This window comes from Sphingorhabdus lutea (assembly GCF_001889025.1).
In the GTDB taxonomy this organism is placed as follows: domain Bacteria; phylum Pseudomonadota; class Alphaproteobacteria; order Sphingomonadales; family Sphingomonadaceae; genus Sphingorhabdus_B; species Sphingorhabdus_B lutea.
In genome coordinates this window covers 485008-509984 of record NZ_CP018154.1, presented here as the reverse complement: position 1 = coordinate 509984, position 24977 = coordinate 485008, and the positions used below count along the sequence as shown (strand labels likewise).

Genomic DNA, 24977 nt, shown 5'->3' with positions numbered 1-24977 from the left:
GGAATATTTTATCATGAAATCAATATATATATCGTCAAAATCGGCAATTATATTATCGGGCCTATTATCTGCAATTTCCCTGCCCGCTTTGGCCATGACATCGCCGCAAACCACCTTAATCCAAAATGTGCAAATTTTCGATGGCGTGCGAAATATTGGCACTTCTTCGGTGTTGATTAAGGATGATAAAATTGCCGATATTGATTTTAAAGGCGATGTAAAGGACGCGCAAATCATTATTGATGGAACAGATTTGACCCTGTTACCCGGCATGATTGACAGCCATGTGCACGCCATGATGGCGATGGATACTCCTTTATTATTCGGTGTGACCACCCAATTGGATATGTTCACCCCGCCCACAGTCAATGCCGATATTCGCGCCAAAACCAAAAATGGTGAAAATAAAGACGTTGCCGATTTATATAGCGCGGGCTTTTTGGCCACCGCACCGGGCGGGCATGGCACACAATTTGGCGTTTCCGTGCCAACCCTTACCACCCCGCAAGAGGCAGATTCATGGGTGAAATCTCGTATAGAAGAAGGATCTGATTTTATTAAAATTGTGCGCGAACCCGGCAGCAGCTTTGGCCGCCCCCTGCCCACTTTGGACAGCGCAACGACAAAGGCGTTGATAAAGGCCGCACATGATAATGGCAAATTGGCCGTGGTCCATGTGCAGGATTATGACAGTGCATTTGATACCATTTCATCCGGCGCAGACGGCCTTGTCCATATGTTTTTTGATAAAAGCGCCGATGACGCCATTATTGCATTGGCCAAGGAAAAGGGCGTTTTCATCACCCCAACATATAGCGTTTTTGAAGGATTCCATGGCCGCAAAGGCACGGCCAGCCTATTAAGAAATGAAAATTTTGCAGGTTTATTACCCGAAATTGCAAAGGATAATATCAACCAAAGTTTCGGGCCGGATCGCAGCGCCAAATTGGACGCAAATATGGCGCAAAGCATATCTGCATTTGCCAATGCTGGCGTGCTCATTTTGGCGGGGACAGATGCAGGTAATCCGGGTGTTTATTATGGCATTTCCATGCACCGTGAATTGCAATTATTGGTAAAAGCAGGGTTAAGTCCCGCTCAGGCATTAAGCGCGGCGACCGCCAATCCGGCAAAGGCATATAAATTGACCGACAGGGGACGTATCGCCAATGGGATGAAGGCTGATTTATTATTGGTAAAGGGCGACCCAACAAAGGATATCACCGCCACACGCAATATTATCGACATATGGAAAGATGGACAATCCGCCAAAAATTTGATTTTGGCAAAACGCGCCGAGATCTCTAACTTGATCTCTAACTCAATTTCAGGCGAAAATAGTGGCGCAAATAATGCCGCTTTGGCGGGTGAAACAGCAAAACAAACCGCCGCAGTCAATAATGGCATATTGGGCAATATCGCCAATTTTCATTTTGAAGGTGAAGGGGTAAAAATTACCGCGCCATTTGGCATTGGGTGGGATGTAAATAGCGATGTGATTATGGGCGGCGGGTCAACCGCAACTTTATCAAAAGGTCGTGAAGACAGCCTACGCATTTCTGGCAGCGTCAAAAAGGGCAGCTTCGCCCAATGGGCCGGCATCGCCTTTGTCCTTGGCGACACGCCATTTGCGCCCAAGGATATTTCGGCGGCAAGCGCGATGACATTTCGCATTCGCGGCACTGGCGGCGGCTTTGCCGTCATGGCATTTTCACAAAAAAGCGGCCAAATGCCGAACAGCAAAAATTTCACCGTCACCGATAATTGGCAGGATATCCGCATTAACTTTGCCGATTTGGGCCGGTTTCAGGCAGCGAACGCCACTTTACTGACCATCAGCGCGATTATGCCCGGCGATTATGATGTGGAAATAAAGGATATTGCCTTTATTGACGGTGAATAAATTTTTTTAACGCAATAGGGGAATATATCATGCCTGCTTTTTCACCTTGGCTATTTTTGGCCATTGCCATTATTTTTGAAATTGCGGGCACGTCTTTTTTGAAATTGTCCGACGGTTTCACCAAATGGGGATGGGGCGGCGCATCCATATTTTGTTATTGGATATGTTTTGCATTTTTGGCGGTGGCGATTACCAAAATTCCCGTCGGCATCGCCTATGCCATTTGGTCCGGCGTGGGGATTATGGCGATAACTATTATCGGCTGGCTTGCCTTTAAACAAAGCCTGTCATGGCCGCAATTGGGCTTTATCGCCCTTATCTGCATTGGCGCAATCGGCCTAAATTTAACCAGCAGCCATGATGCCAATGCACATGATAAAGCGGAAATCCCTGCTAATCCCGCGCAGTAAACCGGCGCTTTATTCTGTTCATTATTTTGCGCCCCGATAAAATTTGCTGTGCGCATAAATAACCAGGGGCGCCCGTTACCCCGCCGCCGGGATGTGCGCCGGATCCACATAGATACAGCCCCTTTAATGGCATATGATAATTTCCCGCCCCCATCCATGGCCGATTTATCCAAATTTGATCCAAACTCATCCGGCCGTGGAAAATATCCCCGTCAATAAGGCCAAATTTCGCCTCCAATCCTGCGGGACTTAAAATCATGCGGCCCAAAATTAAGTCAGAAAATCCCGGCGCATATTTGTTGATGGTGGCGATGATATGATCGGCGGCGGCTTCTTCCTCTTTGTCCGTCCAAACGCGACCATCGGGCAAATGAGACGCAAATTGTTGGCAGAAAAGGCTGGCCACATGCTGCCCCTTTGGCGATAAGCTGTCATCCACCAAAGAAGGGATAAGCATTTCAATGATAGGTGATTTTGACCATCCATATGCGCGTGCATCATGAAAAGCGCGGTCCATATAGTCCATGGTCGGCGCTATGATGATGCCGCTTTTCAAATGGTCGCCCTGTTCCGGCATTCCGGTAAATTTCGGCAAAGCAGAAAGGGCGACATTCATTCTAAAACTGCCCGATCCGCTTTTATAATCCTTCACTGGCCAATCGGTACCTGCCTGTTTACCCACCAACTTTGCCAATAATTTTGGCCCGACATTGGAAATAATATGGGATGCTTTAATAATCTGCCCATCCAATAATTTTACGCTATGCGCTCTATTTTCATCGTATAATATTTCTGTAACGGGACTGTTCAAACTTATCTCCACCCCTGCTTCTTCACATGCCGCTGCCATCATTTGCGTTATTGCGCCCATGCCGCCTATCACATGCCCCCAACTACCTTTATTGCCATTTACCTCGCCAAAAACATGATGGATAAGCACATAGCCGCTTCCTGGCGTGTCGGGGCTGGCATAATTACCCACAATAGAGTCAAAGGCAAAGGCCGCCTTTATATGTTCATTTTCAAACCACCCGTCCAAAATATCACGCGCGCTGCGTGTAAATAAATGCGTGATTTCATTTTTTTGTTTTACCGACAAATCGCGCATTGGCCAAAGGGTTCGGCCCAAATCAAATAAAGCGGAAAGCCCGCCATTTATATCAGGTGGAGGCTGCATAGCCAATGACCGCAATAAGTCCGCGACATTTTCCAACATGGCATAAAATTCGGGTAGTTTCGCCGCATCACTCTTATTAAAGCGTGCAAATTCGGCCTGTGTGCGCTCTACCCCGCCGCCAACCAACATATGCCCACCATCTGGCAAAGGGAAATAATTGGAGAAGGGCCGTTCCACCACCCTATAACCGCGGCGCACCAATTGCATATCGGCAATAATTTTGGGTTGCAATAAACTAACGGTATAGCTGGCCACGCTATTCCGGAAACCAGGGTGGAATTCCTCGGTCACGGCGCAGCCGCCGACAATGCCTCGCGCCTCCACTATCCGCACCTTCATCCCCGATTTGGCCAAATAATATGCGCAGACAAGGCCATTATGCCCGCCCCCAATGATAATCGCATCATATTGGACCGGCATAATTTCCCCCTATATATATTTATTAAATTAACGTGTTGGGACGGGCACTTCCCCGCTATAGTCATAAAAACCGCGTTTGGTTTTACGGCCAAGCCATCCTGCCTCCACATATTTTTGCAAAATCGGCGCGGGACGAAATTTGCTGTCCCCTGTGCTGTGGAACAAAATTTTGGTGATTTCCAAACAAGTATCCAAACCGACAAAATCCGCCAATGTTAACGGGCCCATAGGGTGGTTCAACCCCAATTGGCAGGCGGTATCAATATCCTGAATATTCGCCACGCCTTCGCCCAATGCAAAGCAAGCCTCATTTATCATGGGCATTAACACACGGTTGACGATAAATCCCGGGGCATCATTGGCGAACACCAATTTCTTGCCCAATTTCTTGCCATAATCGGTAATCGCCGTCACCGTTTCATCCGAAGTGGCAAGCCCGCGAATAATTTCAATCAATCCCATAATCGGCACGGGATTGAAAAAATGCACGCCGATAAAGCGGCTTGGATCAGGGGCGGCCTGTGCCATGCGGGTAATGGGAATGGACGATGTATTTGATGCCAAAATTGCATCCTTGCCAATCACCTTGCCGACGGCATCAAAGATATTGCGTTTAATTTCCTCACGCTCGGTCGCCGCCTCAATCACCAAATCGGCATTGGATAAGGGCGCATAATCACCGATACATTGAATACGGCCTAAAATATCATCTGCCGTTTTTGCGTCCATTTTTTCTTTGGAAATAAGGCGGCTTAATTGTTTTTCAATCCCCTGTTTCCCCAAATTTGCCTGTTCAATATTTATGTCGGATAACAAGACATCATATCCCGCCGCCGCGCTTACCTGTGCAATGCCGGCGCCCATTTGGCCCGCGCCAATAACCGAAATGATCTTCATGTGATGATCCTCTATATCATTATAATTTCAATTGCCGCCCATTTGCCCTATAGGAATAATATATTCAATCTTGTTTATCTCTTTTTTTATGGAGACTTGCATGAAACTCGGCCAAATATTTGCCTTTTTCATATTTATGTTCGGGACAAATTTTAATCCCATTGCAGCATTTGCGATAGAAAAACCGACCATCACATCAAAGAATCAAATGGTCAAACTTTTGGAAGTAAAGAACTTTACCGATTGGGTCGTTGGCTGTGACAATATGCTGCAATGCCGGACGGTTATTTTTCGTGATTATAATGATATATGGAATGATGAATTTCCCGAGCTTATCATTTCACGAACAGCTGGTAGAGATGAAAAGGGCAATGCCTCCATTATTTTACAGGGGTTAAGCGATAAAGAGAGCGTTGAGTTCATCATTGATGGCAAATCATATAATTATAAATCAAATAATGACGGTGCAAATACGGCAAATGGCGATTTTGTTATAAAAAACTCCAATGCCAGCACCTTAATTGCGCAAATGTTAAAGGGTAATATCTTAAAATTAAAAGGAAAGGGTGGCAAAGATTTGGGGTCATTATCCTTAAACGGCATGTCTGCCAGCCTGCGTTATATGGATGCGCTGCAAAAACGCGCTGGGACAACCAGTGCCCTTGTGGCAAAGGGCCGTCAAATTTACACTCTATCCCCGCCGTCAATTCCAATTATTAAAGCCGCCAAAATTGGAAAAGAAGCCGCCATGCCCAGCAAAGCAATGGTAAAGAATTTCGCCGAAAAATCATCTTGCAGCGAAGACCGCATGATGGACATTGAAGACAATGTCTATAGCCTTGGCACTTATAAGGGAAAGATACGCGCATTAGTTATTATATTTTGCGGTTCAGGTGCATATAATATCAGCAATGCCATTTATATTGCAGAAAAACAGGGCAAAAATTGGATTTACTATCCAGCAAAATTTAACATTACTGAATATGGCACAGAACCCGATGGTGTAACCATTTTAGTGAATAGCGCGTGGGACCCATTAACTCAAACTTTGGACCATTATGTCAAATTTCGCGGCCTTGGCGATTGTGGGCAGAGCGCATCATATGTTTGGGATGGCGAGATATTTCGCCTGTCACAAAACTCTATCATGCCTGAATGCAGGGGCAGCATCGATTATATAAGCAATTATAACGCAAAAATTGAATATGTACTCGATAAATAAGTTACAATTGTAAGCATAAATTTGTAATTTAATGACGATAAAGCTGGATAGAGCCGCCAAATTAACTTATGGGCGGCGATAGAAAATATTGTTTCAATAAAATGGCGCTATCGGCCATATCTGGCCAAAATTTATAATAGGAATATGTTATGCAACCACCATTGAAAATTGCCCTTGCCGGACTTGGCACTGTTGGAGCAGGTGTTGCACAGCTTATTACCCAGAATAAGGATATTATTACCCGCCGCGCGGGACGTGAAATTCAAATTACCGCCGTATCCGCGCGGGATAAAAATAAAAATCGCGGGGTTGATCTTTCCTCTTATCGTTGGATGGATGATTTATCGGCCATGGCATCGGATGATGATGTGGATGTTGTGGTAGAACTTATCGGCGGGTCGGATGGCCCTGCGCTCACCCTTGCGCGGGAAAGCCTGTCCCACGGCAAAAATTTCGTCACCGCGAACAAGGCGATGGTCGCGCATCATGGGGATGAATTGGCCACAAAGGCGGAAAAAAATGGCCTTGCCATAAAATATGAGGCAGCGGTTGCGGGCGGTATTCCGGTGATAAAGGGGCTGCGTGACGGCGCATCGGCCAACCGGATTGAACGTGTGTATGGCATTTTGAACGGCACATGTAATTTCATTTTAAGCGCGATGGAAAAGGATGGCCGCGATTTTGCCGAGGTTTTGGCCGATGCACAGGCAAATGGCTATGCCGAGGCGGACCCCAGTTTTGATATTGGCGGCGTGGATGCGGCGCATAAATTGTCCATTTTGGCCAGCCTATGTTTTGGAACAAAGGTTGATTTTGGCGCGGTCAGCATTGGCGGGATTGAACAGATAAAGGCCGCCGATATTGAACAGGCCGCCGCCATGGGATATCGCATCCGTTTATTGGGCCTTGCCGAAATTGATGGCGATAATGGCGGGTCAGCGCTGTTCCAACGGGTTCACCCTTATCTTGTCCGCAAAACACATCCATTGGCACATGTCACCGGCCCCACCAATGCCGTGGTGGCCGAGGGTGATTTTTCAGGCCGTTTATTATTTCAAGGGGCGGGCGCAGGCGACAAACCAACCGCTTCGGCCGTGGTTGCCGACATTATCGACATTGCGCGCGGCGAAACCGGCCCAATGTTCGGCATGGAACAAAAACATTTGGAACAATTGCCAAAGGCAGAAAGCGGCCATCGTATGGGCAAGGTATATCTGCGCTTTATCGCGGCGGATAGGCCAGGCGTGTTGGCCGAAATCACCGCCGCCACGCGCGATGCGGGCTTATCAATCGAAAGCTTAATCCAACAAGAAGCCAATGCCGACGGCACGGCGCTGGTTTCCATGGTCACCCATGATGGTCCGGAAAGCGCCGTTGCCGAAACATTGCGTTTATTATCGGGTTCGGAAAATCTGATAAATGACCCCATGGTCATGCATATTTTGCGCTAATTTATCCATAGTTTTTTGAGAATTTAAGGCTTGGTGACGGTTGATTGCTTCACATAATCGCCGTCATTTATTGGCTCTTTGCTGATGCCGGCGGCCCGTGTTATGAAATCCACTATCGGCATTCCCTTGGCCACCGATCCATCTGCGTTCAAATATGGCCCTTCATTCGCACATCCGCTAATATTTCCTGATACGCCGCAGCTTCCTGTTCGTAAAGGCGCGGCGCTGGCGGCGGGCATTTCACCGCGCACCGGACCTGTCGCCCTGCGGTTCAAATTTGGAAAGGGCAAACGATTTTCCCTATTTTCTTCACTTTCCCCGCAAACGACAATCTCATCCGCCTTTGATTGGACGATACAGCCATCGGCGTCCACACGCGGCCCATTTCGCCATTTTTGCATCATGGCCTTTACTTCTTCTTCGCTAAATTTCGCATTTTCTTCATTCTGTGCATGCGCCGCATGTGCAGGAAGCAGGAAAACGCCCAAAAATAAAGAAGGCATTATCTTGTGAAATAAGAATAATTTCATCTCTTTCCCTCTCCATGCTCGACAAGTCGCGACTATTTTCCTAAAGACCAAGACGAAAAATAAATCTATATTCGCCGTTATAGATAATAATATGAATATAGGCTGTCTTAACGCCTTCAATGATAAGGAAATGTGCATGACCAACTCACCAAATAATATTGATCGTTTATTGGTTTTAGAAATGGTCCGCGTGACCGAAGCAGCGGCCATTGCCGCCGCCACGCAAATTGGTCGCGGTGATGAAAAGGCCGCCGATGCCGCGGCGGTGGAGGCAATGCGCGCGGCATTAAACGAACTTTATATGGACGGCACCGTGGTTATTGGCGAGGGCGAACGAGATGAAGCCCCCATGCTATATATTGGTGAAAAAGTTGGCACCGCCATTGGTAAGGGCCCCAAAATTGACATTGCGCTTGATCCGTTGGAGGGCACAACCATCACCGCAAAGGCAGGGCCAAATGCCTTGGCCGTTTTGGCCGTGGCCGAAGAAGGCAATTTATTAAACGCGCCCGATGTATATATGGACAAAATTGCCGTTGGTCCTGGATATTCGCCAAATATCATCGATTTGGATAAATCAGTGCGCGAAAATGTGGAGGCCGTGGCCAAGGAAAAGGGCGTTGAACCAGCCGACATTATTGTTTGTGTGTTGGACCGTGCGCGGCATGAAAAAATCATAACTGAACTTCGCGCCATTGGCTGCGGCATCATGTTAATTCCCGATGGTGATGTTGCCGGCGTCATCGCGACCAGCGATCCAGAAACAACTATTGATATGTATATGGGTCAAGGCGGCGCGCCAGAGGGCGTGTTGGCCGCAGCCGCGCTGCGCTGTGTTGGCGGACAATTTAAGGGGCGGTTATTATTCCGTAATGAGGATGAACGCGCCCGCGCCCGCAAATGGGGCATTGATGATTTGGACAAAATTTATGATTTAACCGAACTCGCCAAGGGTGATTGTATTTTTGCCGCAACCGGCGTGACACAGGGCAGCTTGCTTGACGGTGTGAAAAAATTGCGCGGCGGCAAAATGACAACCGAAAGCGTGGTGATGCGCGCCAGCAGCGGCACGGTGCGCTGGGTCAAAAGCGAACATGTAATTAAATAATAAGGCTTAATATCATGTCCGATGAAGATTATGTCTATGATGAGGTGAGCGGCGAATGGATGCCAGCAAGTGAGCTGGCCGCCAAACAAGCCGCAGATACAACAGATGATGATGCTATCGTCGTGCGTGATGCGGTGGGCAATATTTTAACCGATGGCGACCAAGTAACCTTGATAAAGGATTTAACCGTCAAGGGGGCAGGGCAAACATTAAAGCGCGGCACATTGATTAAATCAATCCGCCTAACCGGTGATGCACAGGAAATTGATTGCCGTTTTGATGGGATAAAGGGGTTGGTCCTTCGCGCCGAATTTGTCCGTAAAAGGTAATTTCGGCTTTTCCATCCAAAAAAATATGCTACTCCCCTAATATCAAAAGAAAATAGGGGAGCATTTGATGAAAATTCCGAAATTATTATTAACCGGCGCGGCATTGGCATTTACCATGAATGGCATGGTTAGCAACGCCGCCGCTGCCGAAAAAGAACCTTCGCTATATCTGCAATGTGATGGACAGCCAAATAATACCAGCGCGGGTGAAACCGTGGCGCGGTTAATTGGCGCAATTACTTTGCTGGGCCTGTTTGCCCCGCAACCCGAAGCTCCCGACCCAAAGGCACGTAAATTTGGCGAAGAAGGGGTGAAAATTTGCTCTCAATTAATTGATGGCACGGAAAGTTTAAATCCAGAAAAAAATCCGGTCCGTCGGTTGGAGCTGATTCTGGGCCGCGCTCTTCACCATATTGAAGCCAAAAATTACGAAGCAGCCATTGCCGATACGCAGTTGGCGCAAAAAGAAGCGACCGAACAAGGTTTTATGGATGATCCCTATATTTCCAGCAGCTTTGGCCGTGCTTTTCCAAGAATTGAAGCCGAGGCATTATTACGCATGGGTAAGCCAAAGGAGGCCCAGCAAACATTATTTGACCGCATCCAAACCAGTAAATTTAGCTTTTTTCCTGTTTTAACAACACCCAATTATCCTGAATTTTTAAAGGATTTATCAGCTGGTGAAGAAAAGCTGCTTGATAATAAGGTGCGTATGTACCCCGCATTATTAAGTTTTAAAGCCACACGTTTGGATTTAGCAGGCCGTTTTGATGAAGCCTCCAAAACACGCGAAAGCGCGGTACATTATTTCAAGCTACTCTCCCCAGCCAAAGATTCATCAATATTATTAGCCCGTGCAGCGTTAAGCCATGCCCTAAATAATGATTGGGATATGGCCGATAAACGCGCCGCAGCGGCATCAACAAATATGCATAAATTGACCAATGAAGGAACACCGGAAACCGACCGAACCGATACAGTGGAGCTGTTGGATCTATATAATATTTTGAAATTGGCCCATGAGGGTAAAATGACCGAAGCACGCCGCAATTTTGGCGCACGATCCCAATGGCTTTCCCCTTCATTCGGCGCGGTGATGGCGGTAAACAGCATGTTACGCAAAGATGCCCCACAAAGTGAATTATTTGGATTATTAACCAAAAGCTCCGATGAATTATGGGATAAGCAATATGCAGATGCGACCGCAAAAACATTGGCCCAAGATAGCGATAATAAAAGCCTATTTGCCATGATCCCACCAATGAATAAGGCCAGCAGCTATGAAGCCTTTTCAAATAATGTCTGGAAAACCAGCAAATCAAAATATTTAAGTAAGGAAAAGTTAAACGCCAAAGATGACAAAAGAATGGCGGGATATTTATTATTTGATTATTATTCGGATATTTCGCCGCGTTATGACGCCTTCATCCTACACAGCGCCCTGATGGCTCAAAAAAATGGGCATAATAGCTTTGTCTTCATCCCCTTAATAGATTCGTCTCAGGCATGGGTATATTTTAACGAAGCAGATGATGAAGCAAAACATGCCGAATTTTCATTAAATGCCGAACAGGTAATAGCTGAGCTTTCCGATATTATCCCCTCACCAGAGGCGCTGAAAATAATAAAAGCGAACCGAGCAAAAAAGAAATAGGCACTACCTTGACTTTAAAAAATAGGCGTTAAAATATGCCTAGGGCCAATCCTGCTGCCATGCGGCATCCCAAATCGCGGCATGGGGCAAGGGTTGGTTTATCCAATTTCTTTGGCGCCAATATCGTCTTCTTATCCTGTATATTTGTGCAAATGATAATGGGATTGGCCACCGCGCGAAGCCGCCATCCAGTGCAAATGCGCTCTATCTGCCGCACGGCATTGCTGCCGTCCGAACCCGCGCAAATCATCATGGCATAGGCGCGGCCCTGTATTTCGTCCAAACATGGATAATAAAGCCGGTCAAACATCGCCTTCATCACGCCCGACATGGCCGCCAGATTTTCCGGACAGACAAATAAATAACCATCGGTCCGCATCATATCATCAACGCATATATTGGCGGCATGGATGATCTTTACCGACGTGCCATCTTCTTGATTGGCGGCATCCTTGGCTGCTTCAATCGCTGCGTCATAGGCCGCCTTGGCCATTGCCTTGCTGCCGCCGGTCATGCTGTCCCATATGATAAGTAAATTGGCCATATGCCAATCCTATCCCATTTTACGGGGCGGTTAAAGCAGGCGCGATAAGTTTTTCATATTGATAATGGCTTCCCGTTACCGATAAATGGTCATCATCAGCATATAATAGGATATTATTATCGAAAATTTTGCATGATTGTTTATTTGGACAGAAAGCCTGTAAACTATCCAAAATAATCACATTTTTTAATTGTGATACTGCCTTAATGTAAATTTGCTGACGCTTCGCCACCTCGTTATAATTTAACGAACAGGCTGTCCTTTCGGGCCGCAATGGGCGTTTTATACAATAATCCGATTGAACATGTAATTCGGGATTTTCGGTAATATAATAAATTTTTTTGCCCTTGGCATATAATATATCAATAGGTTTTTGTGATGCGGCGCGAAATTGCTCCCCCGTCATGGCTGGCCGCGCCCTGTCCTTCACCTGCCTCTTATCCGCCGGTTCATATCCCAAAATATATGTAGAACCACGCGAGGAGAAAAGGACAGCTGTAATGCGCTTATCCCCTATAATTTTGTCCAAGATAAATTTCTTGCTTTGCCCGCATTTTTTGCGTTCACGGCGATTTGTGCCTGCATCAAATCCAACCAATATAGGGCATCCTGAATTCGCCAATAACAGGGTATTTTTCCCCTGTTTTGCCAGACCTTCGGCAATTCCAGGATAGGCGGCGTGGGCATGGCTATCGCCAATTAAGGCGATGGTTTCGTCCCCGCCAACATCATTATATCGGCAATAATAAAATGGTGCTTCCTTTACACCAATATAGGAAAGACAGTCATTATCGACAACATTCGTGCGGACCATTTCGCCCAAATCAACATCATATGCCGATATGCTTGCGCGGTGCGGCACGCCGTCAAAACGCGCGGTCAACATGCCTGCTATTGCCAATATGGCCATAAATATGGTCAATAGGCCGACTGCTTTCTTGCTATTCATTCCAAATCTAATTGGTTTTTCAATAAATTGATAGGTCAGCCAAGATAAAATGAATGACAATATCACGCCCGAAACCATCACATAAAATGGCGGCACATCCCCATCAATTATATGCATGAATGATAAAATCGGCCAATGCCATAAATATAATGGATAGCTTATCAATCCAACTGCAACCGCCATGGGGTTTGACAATATATATTGGTTCACAAAAGCTTGTGGTCCCGCCGCCAATATCATGATTGCCCCCAAAATTGGGAAAACCGCCATATGCCCTGGAAATCCAATATCCTTATGAAAGAAAATTGCACTTAACAATAATAAAGAAAGGCCCATTATTGATAATAAATTGATGCTGATATTCGCAATGTTCAGGCCCAATTTTGAAAATATAGTGTCGATAAAATTGATGCATTTTTCAAATTCTGCGCTTTTATATCGCAATATCCATGCCATCATGCTGCCCGACAGCATTTCCCAAAAACGGGTGATGGGCCAATAAAATGTCGCCTCTGGAAAATCCTTTATCATCCATAAATTCAAACAAAATGACAATATGGCGACCGATAGGGTCAGCAAAAATATATTTGCGCGAGTTTTCCATGCCGCCCATAAAATAACCGGCCAGAGGATGTAAAATTGCTCCTCTACCCCCAAGCTCCATAAATGAAGCAAGGGCTTGGTTTCCGCCACCTTGTCAAAATATCCCGCCTCCATCCATAATAATATGTTGGAGATAAAGGCAGAGCCCGCAAAAATATGGCGGCCCAATGCGGCCAGCTCATCCGACAATAATAAAAACCATCCCGCAACAAAGCAGGATAATAAAACCGCCGCCAAGGCAGGGAAAATACGCCTTATCCGACGGGAGAAAAATCCGGCAAAGGAAAATTGATTTTCGTCAAATTCTTTAAAAATTATTCCGGTGATTAAAAATCCGCTGATAACGAAAAATACATCAACGCCGACAAATCCTCCGGTCAGAAAATTTGGAAAGGCGTGGAATAAAATAACGACAAGGACCGAAAAAGCGCGAAGACCGTCAATATCCTTGCGGTATTTTATCCCGCTCATTTCATTATTCCCATTCAATTGTCCCGGGTGGTTTGGATGTATAATCATATACCACGCGGTTAATACCCTTTACCTCATTGATAATACGGGTGGAAACGCGCGACAAAAACGCCGCTTCAAACGGATATATGTCCGCTGTCATGCCATCGGTACTGGTCACAGCGCGAAGGGCGCATACACTATCATATGTGCGCGCATCGCCCATCACCCCAACAGTTCGCACCGGAAGAAGCACAGCAAATGCCTGCCATATTTTATCATAAAGTCCGGCATTTCTGATTTCTTCTAAATAAATCGCATCGGCTTTACGCAAAATATCGCAGCGCTCTTTATTCACCTCGCCCGGAATACGAATGGCAAGGCCGGGGCCGGGGAAGGGGTGGCGACCCACAAATAAATCGTTCAAGCCAAGTTCCTTGCCCAAAATCCGCACTTCATCCTTGAATAATTCACGCAGCGGTTCAACCAATTGCATATTCATACGTTCGGGCAAGCCGCCAACATTATGATGGCTTTTAATCGTCACACTTGGCCCGCCGGTAAAGGACACGCTTTCGATTACATCGGGATATAATGTCCCCTGAGCAAGGAAATCTGCACCGCCAATTTTCGCGGCTTCTTCCTCAAACACATTGATAAATTCGCCGCCAATAAATTTGCGTTTCTTTTCTGGATCGGTCACCCCGTCCAATCCTGCCATAAATCGTTGCTCGGCATCCACCACAATTAACGGAATATTATAATGGTCACGGAAAAGTTTTTCGACCTGTTCACGTTCGTTCATCCGCAGCAACCCATGATCCACAAACACACATGTTAATTGAGAGCCAATGGCCTCATGAATTAAAATGGCGGCAACGCTGCTATCCACCCCGCCGGAAAGGCCGCAAATAACCCTGCCTTCGCCCACTTGAGCCCGGATTTCGGCAATTTTGGTGGCGCGAAATTCGGCCATGGTCCAATCACCGGCAAGCCCGCATACCTTATGCGCGAAATGGGCGATTAACTTTGCCCCACCTGGCGTATGGGCCACCTCTGGATGAAATTGGATACCATAATATTTGCGATTTTCATCGGCAACAAAGCCATAGGGCGCACCCGCGCTGGTCGCCACCACGTCAAATCCAGGGGCAAGCTGCGTCACCTTATCACCATGGCTCATCCACACCTGATGCTCATCACCCACGGACCATAAACCATCAAATAGAGTGCAATTTTCTTTGATATTCAGCATGGCACGGCCAAATTCGCCGCCGCCCTGATGTTCACCCGATTCCACCTTGCCGCCAAGCTGCTGCATCATCACCTGTTGGCCATAACATATGCCCAAAATGGGCAGGCCGCTTTCAAACACAATATCGGGCGCACGCGGTGACCCCTCATCCGGCACAGATGACGGCCCACCGGAAAGGATAATCCCCTTGGGCTGCATCCGTTCAAATGCCGCCTTTGCATTATTAAATGGGGCGATTTCCGAATAAACGCCGGCCTCCCGCACACGCCGCGCGATAAGCTGCGTTACTTGGCTGCCAAAGTCGATAATCAGGATGGAGTCATTTTGCGATATATTCATGGCCATGCGATAGTCATATTGGCAATAAATGGCAATATGCTGGGCAAGCCATTTCGCATTTTATTATCATAAATTTATCAGATGGGTAAAACAAATTGAGGCGGGGCGGCGCGAGACCAGTAGCGCATCAACCCCTCCTCAATAATGTGTTCATGTGGGTGTAAATGTTGAACATATTTATATATGCAGACAGCGTGCCAACTTTGTATAAATATAATTTTTCAATCGTTAAGATGGTTAATCAAATTTACCGAAAAATTAACTTGTAAATCTTTCCGACATTTTTCACCCATTTTATATATATTCTTGCGGCCTGTTAAATATACCGACTGATTATATTTTCGACATATTCCTGACGTCCGGATTTTGGTTGCGGGCTTATTCCCTCGGCCAATGCCGCATCGGAAATTGCCTCCAACCCATTATCCTTTGACAATAAAGCCTGCCCCTTATCGCTGTGCCAATCGGCATAACGATCCTGAAGCACCGCGTCCAGCTCCCCCCCTTCTATCATTGCCGCGGCATTAAGAAGGCTGCGCGCCAAAATATCTATCCCGCCAATATGGCCGTGGAATAAATCAGCAGGGTCAATGGATTGGCGGCGCACCTTTGCATCAAAATTATTGCCGCCATTTACAAATCCGCCATTTTTTAAAATATAATATAGGCCAGTGGTAATTTCACGAATATCATTGGGGAATTGGTCTGTATCCCATCCATTTTGCGGATCACCCCTATTCATATCAATTGACCCAAAAATGCCAAGGTTAATCGCGCTGGCAACTTCATGTTCAAAACTATGGCCTGACAAGGTGGCGTGATTTGCCTCAATATTCATCTTCACCTCTTTTTCCAGCCCATTGGCCAGTAAAAATCCGTAAATGGTTTCTACGTCAAAATCATATTGATGCTTGGTCGGCTCATGTGGTTTTGGTTCGATTAAAATATCGCCCTTAAACCCAATTTTATGTTTATGTTCGACCACCATTTGCAGAAAACGTCCTAATTGAGCCTTTTCCTGTTTTAAATCGGTGTTGAGTAGGCAATCATATCCTTCCCTGCCGCCCCAAAGTACATAATTTTCTCCGCCCAGCCTATGTGTCGCCTCTATACAATGGCGCACCTGTGTGGCGGCAAAACGGAACACATCGGGATCAGGGTTGGTCGATGCGCCGCCCATATATCGGGGGTGGCTGAACATATTGGCGGTGCCCCACAATAATTTAATGCCTGTTGCGTCCATTTTTTCCTGAATTTTATCGACAATATTCGCAAAATTTCTGACATGTTCGTCAATGGTTTCGGCATGTGCCATCACATCAACATCATGAAAACAAAAATAAGGCAGCCCAAGACGGGTGAAAAATTCAAATGCCTCATCCAATTTATGATCGGCCCGCGCCTGATCAATCGGGCCGCCATGCCATGGACGGTTGAAAGTGCCGCCGCCAAAAACATCAAATCCGTCCCAACAAAAACTATGCCAGTAACAAACCGCCATGCGCAAATGATCTTCCATCCTTTTGCCCATAACCATGCGGTCTTTATCATAATATCTAAATGCTAATTGATTGCTGCTATCCAATCCTTCAAATTTTATTGGTTCAATATCTGCAAAATAACTCATCATCTTATCCTCATCCAATATATTATTATTTATGTGAAAATCGGTTCAACCGCCCGATAAATTGCTCTAAATTTCTGTAATCTTTCTGTGGGTTCTGTTTTTGGGGAATATTGCGCCTGTTCATTTGGCATGGTGCAAATATCATCCGGATTTTCCCCCATTATCGCCAATCGTGCCAATCGCGCCGCGCCATATGCCGGGCCAATGGCCGCACCATCGCGGTAAATTAAGGGGATTTGCAACGCATCGGATAATATTTGTGCCCAATATGATGAACGCGACCCGCCGCCAATGACCGATAAATTTTCAATATTTAAGGACAATGCATCATATCCATCGCGCAGGCCAAATGCCACGCCCTGTAATATGCTGGCCATAATCGCCCCGCCGTCCACATCATGTGTTAAACCGAAAAACGCCCCCTTGGCATCGGCATTATTATGCGGGGTTCGCTCCCCCGAAAGATAGGGCAGAAAAATCGGGCTTTGATCATTTATGCCAGATTTCTCCGCCGCCATTATCGCCGAAGCGACATCAGGAAATCCGGTTAATTTCGCGCCCCAATCCAAACATGCCGCCGCCGACAACATCACCGACATCACATGCCATCTATTTGGCAGGGCATGGCAGAATGCGTGCACGCCCTGTTCCGCATTGGGCGCAAATTTATTTCCCGCCGCAAATATTACACCCGACGTGCCCAAACTTAAAAAAGCATCGCCATCGTTGATGACCCCTGCGCCAATTGCGCCCGCCGCTTGGTCGCCGCCGCCACCCGCAACATATATTTGGTTTAACCCCAAATTCTGCGCGATATTTTTCCGCAATTGACCCGCAACCGCATTCCCCTCGCACAGGATCGGCATATTGTCGCTGGTCATATGGGTCGCGGCCAACATTTCATCAGACCATTTACGCGCCGCCACGTCTAACCATATTGTGCCCGATGCATCCGACATGTCGGTGATTTTTTCACCGGTTAACTTCATGCGAATATAATCTTTGGGTAATAAAATTTTATGTGTCGCGGCGAAAATTTCCGCTTCATGTTGGCGCAGCCATAATAATTTTGGCGCGGTAAAGCCGGGCATGGCAAGATTACCGGTATATTGACGGGCCAGCGCATCCAAATGGATGCATTGTTCGCTGCTGCGGCCATCATTCCACAAAATGGCAGGGCGCAGCACCTTATCGGCTGCATCCAATAAAACCGCGCCATGCATTTGCCCGGACAAGCCCATCCCGCGCACCTTGGCGCGTAAATTGGCGGGCAATGCCAAAATTGATGCGCATGTTGCCGCCCACCAATCCTCTGGATCTTGCTGTGACCAAAGCGGGTGTGGCCGCGATATGCCAAGCGGGGCAATATGCTCCGCTGCCACCTTGCCATCATCATCTGTGATAACTGTTTTGACACCCGATGTGCCAATATCAATGCCCAGCCACATCAGCTTTTCCCCATTATTTGAAACATTACTTCGACGCTTGCCTTCTGACCAGGCAGCAACATTTGCAATCCGCTGGACGATGCTGGCAAATCCATATTCACCGCATTGGGAATATGGCTAACCGGTTCGACGCAAAAATAATCGCCCCCTACTGGAATATAAATATGGGTGAAGGGCAAATGATGATCGGGCGATATGACAAGACGATATTGCGGCCAATCAATAATAATATCCCCCATCCGACCGGTAAAAACATGGTCAATTTCCGGCCCATCAAACCAATAGGGCGAATTATCCAATTTGATATATTCACTTGGCAATCGGTTGCTGCCATTTTGCCACATGCCATCAATATTTAATGTTAAGGCTGCTGAATTTTTGGGAAAATATGGATGCAGGCCAAGCCCGATTGGCATGGGTTTTTCGGCATGATTGACAATTTCCAACCGATGCCGATATCCATTTTCCACCATGTCAATTTTTTGGGCCGCATGATATGCCCATGGCCAAATATTGCCATCATGTTCATGCGTTAAAATGGCGCTTTTTTCATCATGATGTTTCACCACCCATGGGGATGTCCATCCCAATCCATGCAGGCTATGGTCCAGCTCTGCGGTGGCATGGCTGGGCTTCATATAATGATATTTGCCATCGACCATGACCCGCCGCCGATCAATACGATTGCAATATGGGACCAAAGGAAAATTGGATAGGGTCAGCGGATCGGCGCTGTTCTTATCCGCTGGCCTAAAAATATCATGCTCATGCCAACGAAAGGCCGATATGCCCCCGCCCCGTTCCGGCAATATAATGATTTCAGTATTTTCATACTGTAATAACAACTCCAAAATACCCGCTCCCCAACGCTTGATAATTATTATATTGACTTGGCCGTATCAGGAAGTCAAACATTTTACGGTAGCGCTACCATAAAATTACAAATGGGTGCGTTTGAGGAGGGAAAAATGCAAGAAAATATTCAAGAAGATCAGATTAACATGGCATTTATTGTCATGATTGTGGGCATCGCCACCATTGGGGGCTTTCTATTCGGATTCGACAGCGGGGTGATTAACGGCACGGTCGATGGATTACAGGCCGCATTTAATTCAAACAGCGTAGGCACGGGGTTCAATGTCGCCTCCATGTTGCTGGGCTGCGCCGCCGGGGCATTTGCCGCAGGACGAATGGCGGATATATTTGGGCGTAAAATGATTTTATTATGTTCGGCCATATTCTTTTTAATCAGCGCATGGGGATCTGGCATCGCCTTATCATCCGGTGAATTTATCATATACCGGATTATTGGCGGCATTGCCGTGGGCGCGGCAAGTGTCCTTGCCCCTGTTTATATTAGCGAGGTAACGCCGGCGCGGATGCGCGGGCGTTTATCCAGCATCCAACAAATTATGATTATCATCGGCCTGACGGCTGCATTTTTGTCCAATTATCTGTTGGCGGAGATTGCAGGCGCATCAACCAATAAATTTTGGATGGGTTATGAGGCATGGCGTTGGATGTTTTGGATTGAAATAGCCCCTGCGGCTTTATTCTTTTTCGCGCTTTTATTCATTCCGGAAAGCCCGCGTTATTTGGTGTTAAAACATCGCAAGGACGAAGCGCGCAACGTTATTGCCAAATTATTTGGCGAAAATATTGCTGACCAGAAAATAGCTGAAATTACCGCAACCTTGGCCAATGACCATCAACCAAAATTGTCGGATCTAAAATCTCCTGAAGGCGGGATAAGGAAAATTGTCTGGGTGGGCATTGGGCTTGCCGTTTTTCAACAATTGGTCGGCATCAACATTGTATTTTATTATGGCGCGGTGCTCTGGCAGGCAGTTGGTTTTAGCGAGAGCGACGCCTTGGCCATCAATGTGTTAAGCGGCACATTATCCATTGCCGCATGTTTAATTGCCATTGCGGTGATTGATAAAATTGGCCGCAAACCATTATTGATGATCGGGTCAATCGGAATGACCATTACATTGGCTGCCATGGCAATATCCTTTTCCACGGGCAGTATTGAAAATGGCACATTGAAATTATCCGATAATGCCGGCCTTGTCGCACTTATCAGTGCAAATGCTTATGCTGTTTTATTTAACCTTAGCTGGGGTCCGGTAATGTGGGTGATGTTGGGTGAAATGTTCCCCAATCAAATCCGTGGTTCAGGATTGGCGGTCAGCGGCTTTGCCCAATGGACTGCAAATTTTGGCATTACCATGGCATTCCCCATCATGTTGACCAGCATTGGTTTAATGGGCGCATATGGATTTTATGCTGTTTGCGCATGTATCTCCATCTTCTTTGTTGCCAAAATGGTAAATGAAACAAAGGGGAAGGAATTGGAAGAAATGGAGGGTTAAGCCCCTATCCATTTAACGATTTGCAAAAAAAAAGCCCGCTCAATAAATAAGCGGGCTTTTTTCATTCATGTTCCTGCGCTATTATTTAACGTTTAATGTGACCATTTTTACATTGGCCGAGCTATTGCCGACCATGATGTCAAATTCACCCGCCTCTACCACGCGGTTCATATTTATATCCCACATTTGAAATGCCTCTGGGCCAAGGATGAAATTAACCTGTTTGCTTTCACCTGCTTTGATACTGACGCGTTGAAACGCCTTTAAATCCATCACGGAACGCGTCACACTGCTTATTTTATCGCGCACATATAATTGCACCACTTCATCGCCATCGCGCTGTCCGGTATTTTTAACCGTGACGGTGACGGTGACTTTGCCATCCTTTGCAATATTATCCGCCGATAATATGGGTGCACCAATGTCAAAATTGGTATAGCTTAACCCAAATCCAAATGGATAAAGCGGCGATGAATCGGCAAATAAATATCCGCGCCGCGCCGTTGGTTTATGATTATAAAAATATGGCAATTGCCCCGCACTGCGGGCAAAGGTAACGGGCAATTTTCCAGCGGGATTAACATCGCCAAATAATATATTGGCCAAAGCATTTCCGCCCTGTTCGCCCAAATACCAGCTTTCAACTATGGCATTTGCTTCTTTTGATATTTTTTCAATGGCGGGCGGGCGGCCATTAACCAACACCACAATAATCGGCTTGCCCAAGGCCTTTAACGCATCAAAAAGCGCCTGTTGCTCGCCAACTAATTCCAAACTGGGCCTGTCGCCCAAATGATTTTCGGCCCATCCCTCGCGGCTGGTTTGTTCGGTATCGCCAAGGGTTAGGATGATTTTATCAGCATTTTTCGCTTTCTCCACCGCTTCGGCAATCAATTTATGATTTTCGGCGGGGTCGGCAAGTTTGACTTCGTCGCCATACCAATCATCATCTTCGGTTATCTTTACCCCTTGGGCGAAGATAATATTGGCGCGGTCGCCAATTTTTTCTCTCATCCCTTCTAATAAAGAAACTTTTTTAATGGGTATGCCATAATATCCGCCCAATCGCGCGACATTTGCGCTTGGCCCGACAATCGCAATATTGGGTTTTTTTGCGCCCTTTGCCGGCATAGAAAGCGGCAATATTCCATCATTTTTTAATAGGACGACCGATTTTTCTGCGGCCAATAGGGCCAATTGCACGGCGGCGGGGTCATGGGATGCGGCCTTTGCCTTTTGCGCATCGCCATAGGGATTTTCAAACAATCCGGCATTAAATTTCAACCGCAGCATCCGGCGCACGGCCATGTCCACCGCGCTTTCCTTTACCTTGCCCTCACGCACCAATTTGACCAAAAATTCATAAGATGCACCATTGGGCAAATCGGTATCCACGCCCGCATTTAATGCCAAAATTGCAGCCTCGGCATTATTGGCGGCAATTTTGTGGCGCGTCACCATTTCATCAATGGCAAAATAATCGCTTACCACCATGCCCTTAAAGCCCCATTCGCCGCGCAACACATCGCCCAATAACCATTTATTGGCATGGCTGGGCACACCATCAATTTCATTATAGGATGCCATAACCGCGGCTATATTTGTCCGTTTTACCACCTGTTCAAATGGGGGGAAGAAATATTCGCGTAATGTGCGTTGGGATATATTTGCTGGCCCTACATTCGTACCGCTTTCCGGTTGGCCATGTCCGGTCATATGTTTCAACGTGGCAAAAACATGGCCGTCGGGCAATTTGCCATCCTTGCTTTCCCCTTGAAGACCCTGCACGGCTGCAACGCCCATTTCACCGGCAAGATAGGGGTCTTCGCCAAATGTTTCCTCTATCCGTCCCCAGCGCGGATCACGCGCCACATCGACCACGGGCGATAATGCCAATGAAACACCGCGCGCGCGAATTTGCCCCGCAATGGTTGCATTTATCTGTTTAACCAATGACGGGTCCCATGATGATGCTATGGCAATTGCTTGGGGAAAGCTGGTCGCATTTATCGCGGCATAACCGTGCAGACCCTCTTCATGCATTAACACCGGAATGCCAAGACGGGTATTTTCCATGGCATGTTTTTGCACCGCATTAACCAGCCGCACCGTGCCTTCCTCATCCCTCCATGCCGATACGCGCGGCGATGCTGGTCCTTTATCATCGCCTGGCCTCGTAAATTGGCCAATGCCATGTGGGAATTTTTCAGCAAATTTTTGCCCATCAAATTCATTTTTGGCATCAAATATTTCTGACTTTTGTTGCCAAATGGTCATGGTTTGGGCGACTTTTTCCTCCAAAGTCATGCGGGATAGCAAATCCTCCACCCGTGCATCCACATCTGCATTGGCATTTTTATATAAGGGCGCGGCCTGTGGGTCGGCCTGTGTCTCTATCTGCGCCCTATCTTGCGTGCCCTGATATGCCCCACCATATGCAGCTGCGGGCGCGGCAGATAAGGGCAGGGTCATGGTTGTTGATGCCAATAATAATGCAAATTTCCATGGCTTTTTTATCATTACTCTCTCCTTTTTATATTTTATGGTAACGCTACCATAAGGAAAATTTTACGTCAATTGGCAAGCGATTTTTTACCCCTTCATATCATATAAATAAATCATCTCTTTAATTTCATGACGTGCCATGCCACATAATATATATGACAAAATCAACATGGCCCGACACGATTAAATCCGGTGAAATGGAATTGCACGAACCATTTGTGCGCCGCGTGCTTGCGCCCAATCCATCCCCCTATACCTATACCGGCACGCAAACATGGATTGTTGGTGATTTGGATGCAGCCCAAAATGGCAACGGGGATATTGCCATTATCGACCCCGGCCCAGTGGGCAGCGGGAAAAGCATGGGCGATCCCAAAATTCCCGCCGACATAAATGGCGCAAATAAAAATGGGGAAAGCCATGTCGGCGCCATTTTACGCATTATCGGCAAAGCCAAAATACGCGCCATTTTATGCACCCATACCCACCGTGATCACAGCCCCGCCGCCGCCCCATTACGCGACATTACTGGCGCTCCCATTATTGGATGTGCGCCATTGTCCCTATCTGACGATGGGCCGCGCTTTGACACAGCATTTGACGAAGCATATTTGCCTGATAAAATAATGCGCGATGGCGATATTATTTCGGGTGAAAATTGGACATTACAGGCGGTGGCCACCCCTGGCCACACATCCAATCATTTATGTTTCGCCCTTAACGAAACAAAGGCATTATTCACCGGCGATCATGTGATGAAATGGTCCACCACAGTGGTTAGCCCGCCCGACGGCAATATGTCCGATTATATGGCGTCTTTACAAAAATTATATGATCGGGATGATCGGATATATTATCCCGCCCATGGTCCAGCGGTTACAAAAACCCGCCAATTGGTGCGTGGGATGATTGGGCATCGCCGCCAACGCGAACAACAAATATTAAAACAATTGCAAAGCGGTGTGCATGAGATAACCGACATGGTCGCCAATATGTATAAGGGGCTTGACCCACATTTGCATGGCGCGGCGGCGCGCAGTGTATTGGCGCATTTGATCGATTTACAAGAAAGAAATATGGTGAAGGAATGGGACGATAAATGGACGCTAGTTTAAAAAAATATCTTCCCCTATTGGCCCTTATTTTATTGATATTTGGCGGCGGATATTGGTTAACCCAAAGCTGGCAATCGCCCAAAATAGAAAGCGTGGTCGGGTCAACATTAAATGCGGTGCAGGAACAAAATAGCCTGACAATTTTTACCAATAAAAGCACCGCCACGGTCACCACAACGCAAAGCAAATATGGCTTATCGGCCAAAAAAACCCTGATTGTCAGTGGGCTTGTCCGATATGAAGTAAATATGGCCAAATTGAGCGAAGATGATTTACGCTGGGATAAGGAAAAACAAACGCTTTACGTCCGCATCCCACCCATTGACATTGGTGCGCCACAAATTGATTTAAGCTCCGTCCAAATATATGGTGAAGGGGGCATTTTACGCACATTTACCAATGTGGATGAGTTATTGGATAGGGAAAATAATGAAAAGGCACAGGCCGAATTGGTCGCGCAGGCAAAATCACCCGTTTTAATGGATCTTGCCCGCGCATCGGCAAAAAAAGCGATAAGCGCCAATTTCACCGCGCCATTACAGGCCGCCGGATTGGACGCAAAGGTTGCGCCCTTTTTTGAAAGGGAAGAAGATAGAGCCAATAAAAGCAGATGGGATGTTTCCACACCGATAAAAGATGTGATGCGCGATAAGGAAAAATAGGGCT

General features: G+C 46.8%; 20 protein-coding genes. 10 read left to right on the top strand and 10 right to left on the bottom strand.

The window, feature by feature from the left end; translation table 11 throughout:
- The first annotated feature begins 13 nt into the window (after positions 1-13).
- Positions 14-1903, top strand: a complete 1890-nt coding sequence (locus tag LPB140_RS02495) for a CIA30 family protein (RefSeq protein WP_083549861.1) — start codon at positions 14-16, stop codon at positions 1901-1903.
- 29 nt (positions 1904-1932) lie between these two features.
- Positions 1933-2313 carry a DMT family transporter gene (locus LPB140_RS02490; RefSeq protein ID WP_072558526.1) on the top strand — a complete coding sequence of 127 codons (381 nt, stop codon included), beginning with the start codon at positions 1933-1935 and terminating at the stop codon, positions 2311-2313.
- Here LPB140_RS02490 and LPB140_RS02485 read toward each other — a convergent pair.
- Entirely contained in the window at positions 2297-3910 is a 1614-nt protein-coding gene (locus tag LPB140_RS02485; protein ID WP_072558525.1) for a phytoene desaturase family protein, read from the bottom strand. The genes LPB140_RS02490 and LPB140_RS02485 overlap by 17 nt on opposite strands.
- Before the next feature lie 27 nt (positions 3911-3937).
- A complete protein-coding gene (locus tag LPB140_RS02480; RefSeq protein ID WP_072558524.1) occupies positions 3938-4807 on the bottom strand; it encodes a 3-hydroxyacyl-CoA dehydrogenase NAD-binding domain-containing protein in 870 nt (289 codons plus the stop codon).
- Positions 4808-4943: 136 nt separating this feature from the next.
- Here LPB140_RS02480 and LPB140_RS02475 point away from each other — a divergent pair, with 136 nt between their 5' ends.
- A complete protein-coding gene (locus tag LPB140_RS02475) occupies positions 4944-6029 on the top strand; it encodes a DUF1176 domain-containing protein (protein ID WP_072558523.1) in 1086 nt (361 codons plus the stop codon).
- Between the two features lie 149 nt (positions 6030-6178).
- Positions 6179-7480, top strand: coding sequence for a homoserine dehydrogenase (locus tag LPB140_RS02470; RefSeq protein ID WP_072558522.1), 1302 nt, complete (start codon positions 6179-6181; stop codon positions 7478-7480).
- A gap of 23 nt (positions 7481-7503) precedes the next feature.
- On the opposite strand, the gene LPB140_RS02465 is transcribed toward LPB140_RS02470, so the two are convergent.
- On the bottom strand, positions 7504-8010 hold the full coding sequence (locus LPB140_RS02465; RefSeq protein WP_072558521.1) for a hypothetical protein: 507 nt from the start codon (positions 8008-8010) through the stop codon (positions 7504-7506).
- Positions 8011-8146: 136 nt separating this feature from the next.
- Between LPB140_RS02465 and glpX the strand changes: the two genes are divergently transcribed.
- The 3 genes from glpX to LPB140_RS02450 all read left to right on the top strand — a co-directional run bounded on the left by glpX (position 8147) and on the right by LPB140_RS02450 (position 11101).
- Positions 8147-9118, top strand: coding sequence for a class II fructose-bisphosphatase (gene glpX, locus LPB140_RS02460; protein WP_072558520.1), 972 nt, complete (start codon positions 8147-8149; stop codon positions 9116-9118).
- A gap of 14 nt (positions 9119-9132) precedes the next feature.
- A complete protein-coding gene (locus LPB140_RS02455; RefSeq protein WP_072558519.1) occupies positions 9133-9447 on the top strand; it encodes an alkylphosphonate utilization protein in 315 nt (104 codons plus the stop codon).
- Between the two features lie 67 nt (positions 9448-9514).
- Complete coding sequence (locus LPB140_RS02450; protein ID WP_072558518.1) at positions 9515-11101, top strand: hypothetical protein; 1587 nt, start codon at positions 9515-9517, stop codon at positions 11099-11101.
- Positions 11102-11129: 28 nt separating this feature from the next.
- Here the strand turns inward: LPB140_RS02450 and LPB140_RS02445 are convergent, their stop codons facing one another.
- From LPB140_RS02445 to LPB140_RS02420, 6 genes are all read right to left on the bottom strand, one after another.
- Entirely contained in the window at positions 11130-11645 is a 516-nt protein-coding gene (locus tag LPB140_RS02445; RefSeq protein WP_072558517.1) for a flavodoxin family protein, read from the bottom strand.
- Positions 11646-11664: 19 nt separating this feature from the next.
- Positions 11665-13668 (bottom strand): acyltransferase family protein, encoded by a 2004-nt coding sequence (locus LPB140_RS02440; protein ID WP_072558516.1) that lies wholly within the window; start codon positions 13666-13668, stop codon positions 11665-11667.
- A 4-nt stretch (positions 13669-13672) separates the two neighbouring features.
- Entirely contained in the window at positions 13673-15241 is a 1569-nt protein-coding gene (gene guaA, locus LPB140_RS02435) for a glutamine-hydrolyzing GMP synthase (RefSeq protein WP_072560180.1), read from the bottom strand.
- Positions 15242-15557: 316 nt separating this feature from the next.
- Positions 15558-16871, bottom strand: a complete 1314-nt coding sequence (xylA, locus tag LPB140_RS02430) for a xylose isomerase (RefSeq protein ID WP_198024145.1) — start codon at positions 16869-16871, stop codon at positions 15558-15560.
- A gap of 26 nt (positions 16872-16897) precedes the next feature.
- A complete protein-coding gene (xylB, locus tag LPB140_RS02425; protein ID WP_072558514.1) occupies positions 16898-18316 on the bottom strand; it encodes a xylulokinase in 1419 nt (472 codons plus the stop codon).
- A complete protein-coding gene (locus LPB140_RS02420) occupies positions 18316-19167 on the bottom strand; it encodes an aldose epimerase family protein (RefSeq protein ID WP_072558513.1) in 852 nt (283 codons plus the stop codon). The genes xylB and LPB140_RS02420 overlap by 1 nt, the downstream gene beginning before the upstream one ends.
- Positions 19168-19284: 117 nt before the next feature.
- On the opposite strand from LPB140_RS02420, the gene LPB140_RS02415 reads away from it, so the two are divergent.
- The gene (locus LPB140_RS02415; protein WP_072560178.1) at positions 19285-20691 is read left to right on the top strand and encodes a sugar porter family MFS transporter; all 1407 of its coding nucleotides are present in this window, start codon (positions 19285-19287) and stop codon (positions 20689-20691) included.
- A gap of 81 nt (positions 20692-20772) precedes the next feature.
- Here LPB140_RS02415 and LPB140_RS02410 read toward each other — a convergent pair whose 3' ends face one another.
- The gene (locus tag LPB140_RS02410) at positions 20773-23211 is read right to left on the bottom strand and encodes a glycoside hydrolase family 3 N-terminal domain-containing protein (RefSeq protein ID WP_072558512.1); all 2439 of its coding nucleotides are present in this window, start codon (positions 23209-23211) and stop codon (positions 20773-20775) included.
- Between the two features lie 140 nt (positions 23212-23351).
- Between LPB140_RS02410 and LPB140_RS02405 the strand changes: the two genes are divergently transcribed.
- Together LPB140_RS02405 and LPB140_RS02400 are read left to right on the top strand one after the other, a co-directional pair.
- Complete coding sequence (locus LPB140_RS02405) at positions 23352-24311, top strand: MBL fold metallo-hydrolase (RefSeq protein ID WP_072558511.1); 960 nt, start codon at positions 23352-23354, stop codon at positions 24309-24311.
- Positions 24296-24973, top strand: a complete 678-nt coding sequence (locus LPB140_RS02400) for a DUF4230 domain-containing protein (RefSeq protein WP_072558510.1) — start codon at positions 24296-24298, stop codon at positions 24971-24973. The genes LPB140_RS02405 and LPB140_RS02400 overlap by 16 nt, the downstream gene beginning before the upstream one ends.
- Positions 24974-24977 lie beyond the last annotated feature (4 nt).

Excerpts from the sequence above, each read along its gene's own strand:
- LPB140_RS02405 (WP_072558511.1), top strand. The coding sequence starts at position 23,352 with ATGACAAAATCAACATGGCCCGACACGATTAAATCCGGTGAAATGGAA.
- xylB (WP_072558514.1), bottom strand. The coding sequence starts at position 18,316 with ATGTGGCTGGGCATTGATATTGGCACATCGGGTGTCAAAACAGTTATC.
- LPB140_RS02465 (WP_072558521.1), bottom strand. The coding sequence starts at position 8,010 with ATGAAATTATTCTTATTTCACAAGATAATGCCTTCTTTATTTTTGGGC.
- LPB140_RS02480 (WP_072558524.1), bottom strand. The coding sequence starts at position 4,807 with ATGAAGATCATTTCGGTTATTGGCGCGGGCCAAATGGGCGCCGGCATT.
- LPB140_RS02495 (WP_083549861.1), top strand. The coding sequence starts at position 14 with ATGAAATCAATATATATATCGTCAAAATCGGCAATTATATTATCGGGC.
- glpX (WP_072558520.1), top strand. The coding sequence starts at position 8,147 with ATGACCAACTCACCAAATAATATTGATCGTTTATTGGTTTTAGAAATG.
- LPB140_RS02445 (WP_072558517.1), bottom strand. The coding sequence starts at position 11,645 with ATGGCCAATTTACTTATCATATGGGACAGCATGACCGGCGGCAGCAAG.
- LPB140_RS02450 (WP_072558518.1), top strand. The coding sequence starts at position 9,515 with ATGAAAATTCCGAAATTATTATTAACCGGCGCGGCATTGGCATTTACC.
- LPB140_RS02440 (WP_072558516.1), bottom strand. The coding sequence starts at position 13,668 with ATGAGCGGGATAAAATACCGCAAGGATATTGACGGTCTTCGCGCTTTT.
- guaA (WP_072560180.1), bottom strand. The coding sequence starts at position 15,241 with ATGAATATATCGCAAAATGACTCCATCCTGATTATCGACTTTGGCAGC.
- LPB140_RS02410 (WP_072558512.1), bottom strand. The coding sequence starts at position 23,211 with ATGATAAAAAAGCCATGGAAATTTGCATTATTATTGGCATCAACAACC.
- LPB140_RS02415 (WP_072560178.1), top strand. The coding sequence starts at position 19,285 with ATGCAAGAAAATATTCAAGAAGATCAGATTAACATGGCATTTATTGTC.
- xylA (WP_198024145.1), bottom strand. The coding sequence starts at position 16,871 with ATGATGAGTTATTTTGCAGATATTGAACCAATAAAATTTGAAGGATTG.
- LPB140_RS02470 (WP_072558522.1), top strand. The coding sequence starts at position 6,179 with ATGCAACCACCATTGAAAATTGCCCTTGCCGGACTTGGCACTGTTGGA.
- LPB140_RS02400 (WP_072558510.1), top strand. The coding sequence starts at position 24,296 with ATGGACGCTAGTTTAAAAAAATATCTTCCCCTATTGGCCCTTATTTTA.
- LPB140_RS02475 (WP_072558523.1), top strand. The coding sequence starts at position 4,944 with ATGTTCGGGACAAATTTTAATCCCATTGCAGCATTTGCGATAGAAAAA.
- LPB140_RS02490 (WP_072558526.1), top strand. The coding sequence starts at position 1,933 with ATGCCTGCTTTTTCACCTTGGCTATTTTTGGCCATTGCCATTATTTTT.
- LPB140_RS02485 (WP_072558525.1), bottom strand. The coding sequence starts at position 3,910 with ATGCCGGTCCAATATGATGCGATTATCATTGGGGGCGGGCATAATGGC.
- LPB140_RS02455 (WP_072558519.1), top strand. The coding sequence starts at position 9,133 with ATGTCCGATGAAGATTATGTCTATGATGAGGTGAGCGGCGAATGGATG.